Consider the following 7,638-nt stretch of genomic DNA (forward strand, 5'->3'; position numbering starts at 1 on the left):
CTACCCTGCCAGATAGGGGTTCCAAGATCGTCTCGTCCCTGAGTTAAGACTGGCGGGGATCACCGATATGAATAGCGCAAATGACTACCTGCAAAACACTTTCATCCCTGACTATTGGGCGACAACCCTCACCGTCAACGCTAAGCAGGTGCGCTCGGAACATAAGCCCGTTCCGAAACACCTAAACCTCGATGCGATATGTATCCAAAAAGAATATCGAAAAATCCGTCGGGACCATACCTTCAGTTATGGTAACGCAATGTATCAAATTACCTCTCCGTTAAGGCACTCTATCGTGAGTCAACAAGTTGAGCTACGTAAGCAACTTGATGGTAACTTCGCCGCTTACTTTGCTGACCGAGAGCTGTCCATTAAAGAGCTTGTTGAGCCTAGCTCTAGGAAAGAATACGGGGAAGAAGTTCAGAAAAAGCTCGATGCTATTGAACTTGCCAAGGAGTTAGGCAATGTGAGAGAAGCTGCTCGGCAGAGCGGTTGCTCTGTCAAAAGCATTCACAACAACCGTCAACTTCTCGAAGCACATGGTCCATTAGCTTTGAAACGTATGTATGGCCAATCAAGGCACAGTAACCGCATCGATGAGAAGACTCGAAATGTCGTCATCTCATTAACGCTCAAATTACCTCATCTAACATCGATCAGGATCAGTGGTGAGATGAGAAAGCGATTTAACATCTCAATTAGTCACTCAACAGTAAGGAACATCTGGCTTGAAGAAAAGCTGAATACAAGAGAGTTACGGGAAGCTCGTGCCGAGGCATCAATTATCGAATAAGAGCAGAACTGTCATGGTTGACTACTATTAATAAGACTGTGACAGAGTCCTTCGGTAATTAGACCGTCAACCTCCCTCGGTAATCACAAATGGCAGCGTATCGACTGCAGCGTATCGACTGCGATCGCTGCCATTTTAGTATGATACTTTAATACTCAGTATGAATCTTTATTACTCTCTCACATATCCCTCAAAACTACCGTGTACCCACTTTGGATGATGCTATTGTTTGAACTTCAATGCACTTAGCGCACAGGAGAGAGATATGATTTCATGGACAAATTTGGATGACGGCACTCACGAACTTAAAATTAGTGACGCGTTTAATATCGTGCTCTACCCATCAGCTGGCTATGCCATCGCAACGGGTATCGATAGAAAGATCAGTTTATTTGGCTATACTCTTGAAGAGCAAAAGCAAGATGTTCAAAGAACGGTAGTCGCTATACTTTTAGACATCGCGGAAAAAGTGTCACCGGATGATGTTAGATACGGTCGTTAACTAACTTTCTCTGTATCCAAATAGAGAGCACACATACCGCGCATAGAAATAGTGAAATATCGGCTAGAGAGTTTGGGGTGACATTTAAAAGTGAAGAAACAGGTTCGACATACTTCATGACGACTAAGAGAGTAAAGGCGACTGTAAGCCTCTTATAACCGCTTCCAATAGACATACGCATAACCTTTAGTCCATATTCCAGTTTTTGATGGAAAGCAACCCAATTGGCCCTTGCGCCAAACTGTACGTGACAGCCCAAATCTTCCACAAAGAACTTTCGTGTGGGTTCTTAATCCATACGAGAATTGCGGGAGCGGTGCCGCATCCAACCCAAAACCCAAATGTGATATAGAAGATCACCAATAACCATAGTTCTTGCATGAGTTGAGCTCCTTTAAGTGCCTAACGCCTTTTCCTCGACGCATTCTTGATGCGCTACTGGCAATTTATTCGTCATACAAGGCCCATTTTGTATTTAACCAATAATTGTATACAATAACATAATACGTTATCTAAGAGTCTTCCAGAATGACAAACCGCAACGCTGATTGGGTACGCTTCTTCAAATTAGAAGAGCAGTTCTTCGACGATGTACTCTCTTCCACAAATGAAGTTGAGTCCTTTGGTTCACATTGCTATCCAAAATACACTGAAGAATTTACCGAGTCGGGTCACCTTCGTCTGACCAAACCTCAACATATTCGCTGGATAGGTCACGTTAATGGCGATCAAAGCCTGTTCAATAAACTTCAGAAACAAGCCAAAGAAATTTACGACCTTCATCAATTTTTGACACTTTCGGAAAAAAGATGCTCTCGTGAACCTATTTTTTTAGTTGATGCTACGCGTATCGGTGTTTACAAAAACGTTGCGCACTCTTCGAATCTAATCACGAGCTCTGACGAAGTGAGCTTAGTACGAGGTAAATATAGCGATACACCGGAACGCGACATTCAAAACTATAACGACATGCGAAAGGATTTAATTGACCTTGGGTTCAGTACCGCTACCGTTTCGTTAGCTCCAGTAACACTCTCTTTAAAAGTAAGCACGCAAGAGTTAGTGAACTACTTTGGTCGCGAAGATATAGTGTATAGGAGACAAACAGGTCACCAATATCGCAGCCGAGTATATTGGGATCGACAATCTAGACCTATGAAACTTGGTTTCTTTATTAGCTTATCTCCAATTACTTACCATTGCGTTGTCTCTCCAAGAGAATCACGCGAAGACTCGTACCTAAACAGTGGCGAAGCCATTCCTTTCGTCGGTCCTTGCGATGGTGAATTTTGGATAAGCAAGACCTCATAATGCGGTTTATGAGGTCCCTAACCACTTAACTTATGCTTGCTCTTCGACGTCAGACGATTCGGCAGTCTTTTTCTCAGCGATCATCTTTTTCGTACCACCGATAGCTAACAATATGCCACCGACAGTTGGAAGTAATTGAAGCATCGCGAGATTTTTAACATCTTGCGGAAGATTGTTTCGTAAAGCTACTTCGGCAATGAATTCAAATAGTGGGTAGCCATTTACTGCGGCTTGGAAAAAAAATGACAGACCGCAACACAGCATTAGTATCAAACCAATGCACGTAATTCTAAAGTTAAAGTTCTTCATGTTGTTGTTCATAATGTACCTTATTTATGCTGACTGATTGGTTCAGTTCATTTATACACGCCCCATTCTCTCCTTTTAGAAATTAGCGAAGCCAATATCGCACCTTAATTGACAAAGCATCGTTTCAGGGACCGACAGCTCGGTAAACGTCACGCCAATCTCATAGTCGTATCAATTTAATCGCTGATATAGCCCTGCTTATTTGAATTTCTTGGTTCGACACTGAGATATCCTCAGCTTACGTAGCCAATCTAAACCCGTGATTTTGGGTTGGCATTGAAATTTTCTGCGGTTGAGTGCCATGGCACAGCCCCGAATACGCACGTTTCCCACAGCGTTCGCAGCAAAAGAAAACTGGAGTAAATGATGACTACAAATACGACTTCGACCAACACAGAAACCAATAGTGCTGTCCGGTTAGTGGCGGCATTAAAGGTTTTAGGTGTCACCGATGATACGCCCCTGCATTTGCGCCAATTGCTCATAAGCAGCATTTTATCGGTTGCGAAATTTAATGATGATGCAGATTTAATTGATATTTGTGAGTTTTCTCTGGCTCGTTTGCAAACCGAACTTGAGGATGATGTCAGCGAAAGCGCGGGTTCACCGATTCATTGATAAGAGGAACAAGCCATGAAATTCAATACAAAGTACCTTCTTTCTTGCGTGGCCATAAACTGGTTAATGTCCATCGGTGTCGCTAATGCTGAGTCAGATAAAGTGAATTTGCATACATGGAAGCAGTACGGCGAAGCTGCGTCAGGAGACTGGACGGTGAGTTCAGATGGCCAAAGTGTCTACCAAAGCATCAACGGACACCCCACTGCGTTTATGAGTGCAACCAAATACGAATATCGAACCTTCAAAGGGGTCATTCAAGTAGATGCGGGAGCTGGAGACGATGACTACATCGGGTTCATTTATGGCGATCCTACTGCTGGTGGTTTTTACCTCTTCTCATGGAAAAAACTGCCAACCGGCGCAGACAATGGATTCAGTTTAATTTATTTCGATGGCACCTTAGATGAGATGAAATCATATGGCTGGACGGTTCATGATGTTGAACAAGGCCAAAACACCATCTTGGGTAAGAAGCGAAATGTAGAATGGATGCATGGCCAGCCCTACCAATTTGAAATGCAGCTATTTCCGAATCGGATCGTGACCAAGTTAGATGGCGCTACAATCTTTGACGTCAATGATCTAACCGTTGCACCGGGATATTTCGGCTTCTTCAACTGGTCACAAGGGAATGTGCGTTATAACTCCATTCAGCAACTGTATCCACCTATCGCTGAACACAAGACTGGCGATATATCACAAGGGACTCCTTTTACGGTGGCCGGGACTTGGACAGACAAAAACCCAACCGACTCTCACACCTGCATGGTAAGCCAGCAACCGTATTATGGTTTAGTGACGATGACGCCCCCATGCACCTTTACCTATACCCCATCACCAGATAATGATGGCATTCAGACATTCAAATATAGAGTGACTGACGAGTCGAACTTGTTTACAGACGGGATTGTCGATGTGAATGTACGTTCGAGTGGAACATCTTTCACGTTGCCACCACACCTTATATCTGGACAAGAAAAAAATGTCTTCACCCAAATCAAGTCAACAAAGACTGACGGAAAGCCCGTGGTCAATATAATCAATAAGCCTAACTTTATGCGATTAAATGACTTGGGTGTCATCGAAATGAATCCGACGGATGATGATCTTGGGATGCATCACGACATCACCTTTGAAACGAGCGATGGCCTCTCGACGTACAATGCAGGCACATTTGATATTCAGGTCATACCCTCGACAAACAATGACTACTTGAACCAAAACTTCGAAATTATCACCTCTGATGTGCAGCTGCTGAATTTGGACAATACGCCTCACACACTAGTCACCATTCCAGCACTTGAAAGTGGTGAAGGAAATTTAGTGGAAGGCCCACATGAGGCTTTAATCACCGCTGATGCCAGTAACACCCATGACATGATGGTTGGTGATAAGATTGCCGCACCAGGTGATACGGTATCTATCACGGTCAACCTTGATAAAACAGGGACAGCTTTACCCATTTTCTATTTTACTCCGGATGCAGAAATAGCGAACTTTAGCATTGAATTCCCTTGGATCGACTCACCTCATGATTGGCGATACGTCGTTCAGAGAACTTGCTCAGACGCCGATTCAAATCGATGTGATCGAACATTGGAGATGGACCGGTTGAAAGCACCAACTGGCAACTTGCAAGTCTTTCTCAGAAAGAGTGCCAATGCTGAGTATCATAGTTATGGTTTTGCTGACCCTTCCACTTGGCGCGATTCCGATTTGGACGAACACCTTGCGACACTCAGTGAAGGTGACATAGTGGCCATCAACATCAATCAGAAATCAGATGCACTGAACGACTTCATCAATCAAGTTATCACACAGTTTGGTGATGGCGATTTGAGTAATAAGCTATCAAATATTGAAGACCAAGCGATCTTGCTCTATCGAATTGGAAGTGGAGTAAAAGAATATAAAACACAAAAGAGTACACGCTGGGGGACATCTGCGGTGACATGGTTGAGTTTGAACCAGTAACAGATGGAAGATGAAAAAAATTGCTCCCAATGGGAGCAATTTTTGTTTTAGTTAAAATTGTTCTGGTACTCGAATACCATGACTACGTAACAACCTGATGAGGTTGGACTGCACGTAAGCCAAAGTACATTCGCACCCTTCAAAATAACCTTTGTCGATAGCCAAACTGGTATTTCGACGAAGTTTTTTGTTTTGTTCATCTTCTCGGAACTCAAATAAGAGCGCCTTAAGATCATCTTCTAAGCTGTTTGTTTGAGTTGGGGCTGTTTCATTCGCTACAGATTCCGAAGCTTGAAGTTTCATCCATGACCAAACATAGCTTTTGTTAGACTGCATTGATTCAGCAAATCTTCCGATAGTCCTTATGGATTGATGTTTCGCATACTTAGACCATAGGGGCTTGGCCAATTCATCAGTCAGGAATGGGACAAACTTAATTGACATCGTTTCTTGTATGTTTTCATTCGAAGCACGCAGTGGAACGATTAACGTATCCCCAAATTCGACAAATGAATGAGACGCAGCCATTAAGAACTCAATTGAGTAGTTTCTGGTCGGTGTAAGTAACCCGTGTTTGCTCGTATCGTAATCAAAATGATTATCGTGACGTCGTAAGCACAAGTACTCATGAAAGGCAGTACTAAACTTACATGGGGTAAGAGAGTTATTAATCATAACCCACTCAGCATCTATCACTTTATTGAACATGAGAACGCTCCTCTTGCTTTACTTCCAAACCCATCACGACAGGTAAAAAAGTACGTTGAAACTGACCAGCCACCAGCACGTCGCCAACGTAAATAAATTGGGAACCGGCATGTTCAGCTGTTTCAGGAGTGAAATTAGGGTTAGGTACGAATTGACGAGTGCATTCAAGTGCAACAACGGTCCAATCACTGGACATTGCGAACTCTTTGCTCTGTTGAGTCGTGTAACCTTGGTTGAGGTAATGCTGGTAACTTTCCTCGACTAAGAATTCATCACGAATCGTAAGTTGTTCACCAACAGGGATCGTCTCTGCACCAAATTGACAATCTGCAATTACAGTGGAAGATGACAAGCCAATGATGCAAGTGAGTGCAAATTTGCTCATTAGGTTACAATTCAAATTTGCTGGTTTTGTTGTGAAAGACATAGTAATTCCTCGGTATATTTCGTGCGTAAGCACATGGGGTTTAGTAAGTGCAGATGTCATTTTTTAGAATGAATATCGATTTCTGAACTGCATGATTTAAGGACCACCTCAAGATTCTCTTCGGGGATCTCGTTAACTAGGCGACCTAAAAAATATTCCACAACGACGGCTACATCAGCACCTTCTAGATGCATTGCGACCGGTTCTGCCATGGCTTTCTCTGTCATTTCAATATTCATAATCACACCTGTTGCTGTGAGGGTAGTTGTCTAATTTTCCAAGCGATTCCTTGCGGGAATGACCTAGCGTAGCGATACACATTTCCTGCTTCTGTATCTTCAAACATTTTCTTCTTCACCTTGCCGTTTATCTTGTAGAACAAGATAAAGTCAGCAAACTTACTTATTGGGATATTTCGTGGCATGAGTTAGCTCCTCCAAGAACTGGAATTCGAGACGTACTAGGCCACCACACGGGTTAGCTAATATGTCCCGTGTTGGGTTAGGTTTATTGGGGTTTAGATGGGATCTATCCGTTGGTGTTTGTTGGGTTACAAACTCCGAGAGATGGGTTACTTCTTGAGAAGGGGTTGTATAACGTCATCTTGAAAAAGATGGTCTATACGAGCAATGATGCAGTCGCCTGCGTAACTATCTATTTGGGCACTTTTAGCTTTCAAATCATTGAATGATTGATAGGTATCAGTGAGTAAATTTGATGGTGGTCTATTGAGCAATTTAATGCGTCTGACAGATTTAATAAGACTGATCTCGATGTCTACTAAAGCTGACAGTTGTTCGAAAGTAGTCATGTGGTATCTCCATTTATTCAATGGTCAACAATGAGAGAAAATCACTAAATCAAAACTTGGACAATTGGCACACTGACGTAGCCAGTTCTGCATGATTTTCCAGTTAATTTAATAATTCCAGCCTCGACAAGAACATCTTCAATTCCAGTGTTTTCACTGTAGCGGTGTTTTTCAAGGTAGTT

General features: G+C 42.8%; 12 protein-coding genes. 5 read left to right on the forward strand and 7 right to left on the reverse strand.

What is annotated here, in order from left to right; all coding sequences use genetic code 11:
* Positions 1 to 67 precede the first annotated feature (67 nt).
* Positions 68 to 793, forward strand: coding sequence for a helix-turn-helix domain-containing protein (locus AB4138_RS22670; RefSeq protein ID WP_372307810.1), 726 nt, complete (start codon positions 68 to 70; stop codon positions 791 to 793).
* A gap of 265 nt (positions 794 to 1,058) precedes the next feature.
* Entirely contained in the window at positions 1,059 to 1,295 is a 237-nt protein-coding gene (locus AB4138_RS22675; protein ID WP_372050595.1) for a hypothetical protein, read from the forward strand.
* A 186-nt stretch (positions 1,296 to 1,481) separates the two neighbouring features.
* Here AB4138_RS22675 and AB4138_RS22680 read toward each other — a convergent pair whose 3' ends face one another.
* Positions 1,482 to 1,676: a hypothetical protein gene (locus AB4138_RS22680; protein WP_136987165.1), complete on the reverse strand. Its 195-nt coding sequence runs from the start codon at positions 1,674 to 1,676 to the stop codon at positions 1,482 to 1,484.
* A gap of 147 nt (positions 1,677 to 1,823) precedes the next feature.
* On the opposite strand from AB4138_RS22680, the gene AB4138_RS22685 reads away from it, so the two are divergent.
* Positions 1,824 to 2,606 carry a hypothetical protein gene (locus AB4138_RS22685; RefSeq protein ID WP_372050594.1) on the forward strand — a complete coding sequence of 261 codons (783 nt, stop codon included), beginning with the start codon at positions 1,824 to 1,826 and terminating at the stop codon, positions 2,604 to 2,606.
* Between the two features lie 30 nt (positions 2,607 to 2,636).
* Here the strand turns inward: AB4138_RS22685 and AB4138_RS22690 are convergent, their stop codons facing one another.
* Complete coding sequence (locus AB4138_RS22690; RefSeq protein ID WP_136987166.1) at positions 2,637 to 2,927, reverse strand: hypothetical protein; 291 nt, start codon at positions 2,925 to 2,927, stop codon at positions 2,637 to 2,639.
* Between the two features lie 354 nt (positions 2,928 to 3,281).
* Between AB4138_RS22690 and AB4138_RS22695 the strand changes: the two genes are divergently transcribed.
* Together AB4138_RS22695 and AB4138_RS22700 are read left to right on the forward strand one after the other, a co-directional pair.
* On the forward strand, positions 3,282 to 3,533 hold the full coding sequence (locus tag AB4138_RS22695) for a hypothetical protein (protein WP_206361545.1): 252 nt from the start codon (positions 3,282 to 3,284) through the stop codon (positions 3,531 to 3,533).
* 15 nt (positions 3,534 to 3,548) lie between these two features.
* Positions 3,549 to 5,510 carry an Ig-like domain-containing protein gene (locus AB4138_RS22700; protein ID WP_136987168.1) on the forward strand — a complete coding sequence of 654 codons (1,962 nt, stop codon included), beginning with the start codon at positions 3,549 to 3,551 and terminating at the stop codon, positions 5,508 to 5,510.
* 51 nt (positions 5,511 to 5,561) lie between these two features.
* Here the strand turns inward: AB4138_RS22700 and AB4138_RS22705 are convergent, their stop codons facing one another.
* The 5 genes from AB4138_RS22705 to AB4138_RS22725 all read right to left on the reverse strand — a co-directional run bounded on the left by AB4138_RS22705 (position 5,562) and on the right by AB4138_RS22725 (position 7,456).
* Entirely contained in the window at positions 5,562 to 6,218 is a 657-nt protein-coding gene (locus tag AB4138_RS22705) for a hypothetical protein (protein WP_136987169.1), read from the reverse strand.
* Entirely contained in the window at positions 6,208 to 6,645 is a 438-nt protein-coding gene (locus tag AB4138_RS22710; protein ID WP_136987170.1) for a hypothetical protein, read from the reverse strand. Before AB4138_RS22710 ends, AB4138_RS22705 begins: the two co-directional genes overlap by 11 nt.
* A 56-nt stretch (positions 6,646 to 6,701) precedes the next feature.
* Entirely contained in the window at positions 6,702 to 6,884 is a 183-nt protein-coding gene (locus AB4138_RS22715) for a hypothetical protein (protein ID WP_102423482.1), read from the reverse strand.
* Between the two features lie 2 nt (positions 6,885 to 6,886).
* On the reverse strand, positions 6,887 to 7,069 hold the full coding sequence (locus AB4138_RS22720; RefSeq protein WP_136987171.1) for a hypothetical protein: 183 nt from the start codon (positions 7,067 to 7,069) through the stop codon (positions 6,887 to 6,889).
* 147 nt (positions 7,070 to 7,216) lie between these two features.
* The gene (locus tag AB4138_RS22725) at positions 7,217 to 7,456 is read right to left on the reverse strand and encodes a hypothetical protein (protein WP_136987172.1); all 240 of its coding nucleotides are present in this window, start codon (positions 7,454 to 7,456) and stop codon (positions 7,217 to 7,219) included.
* Positions 7,457 to 7,638: the final 182 nt, after the last annotated feature.

The sequence above is a fragment of the Vibrio sp. 10N.286.52.C3 genome, from assembly GCF_041468865.1.
GTDB lineage: Bacteria > Pseudomonadota > Gammaproteobacteria > Enterobacterales > Vibrionaceae > Vibrio > Vibrio crassostreae_C.